The following is a 470-nucleotide window of genomic DNA, read 5'->3' as shown; positions in this document are numbered from 1 at the left end:
GAAGTGGCTGCAGCCAGAGAGCACCGTACGCCAATTGTTCCGCGAGCAGAAATGCTGGCTGAAATAATGCGTTATCGTCACGGTATCGCGATTGCGGGAACGCATGGCAAAACAACTACAACCAGTTTGATTGCATCGGTACTCGCCGAGGCAGGTTTAGACCCTACGTATGTGATCGGTGGTCGCTTAAATAGCGCGGGTACCAATGCAAGTCTGGGTGGGTCTCGATACCTGGTTGCTGAAGCAGATGAGAGTGATGCGTCATTCTTGCACCTTACACCGATGATTTCAGTGGTTACAAATATCGAAGCGGATCATATGCATACCTATGGTGGCGACTTCTCAAAGCTTAAACAGACCTTTGTAGACTTCCTTCATAACCTGCCGTTTTACGGTGCTGCGGTGATGTGTGTAGACGACCCAGTAGTAGAAGAAATAATGCCTCAGGTATCACGTGCCGTCCTTACTTA

1 protein-coding gene is annotated in these 470 nt (G+C 49.1%); it reads left to right on the top strand.

Annotation, left to right across the window (positions count from 1 at the left end; translation table 11 throughout):
- On the top strand, positions 1-470 hold a 470-nt coding region (locus tag A3757_RS05755), incomplete at both ends, for a Mur ligase family protein (protein ID WP_255374976.1).

The sequence above is a fragment of the Oleiphilus sp. HI0117 genome (assembly GCF_001635235.1).
Note: the sequence above shows the minus strand (reverse complement) of the source record. Positions and strands in the feature narration are given on the sequence as shown.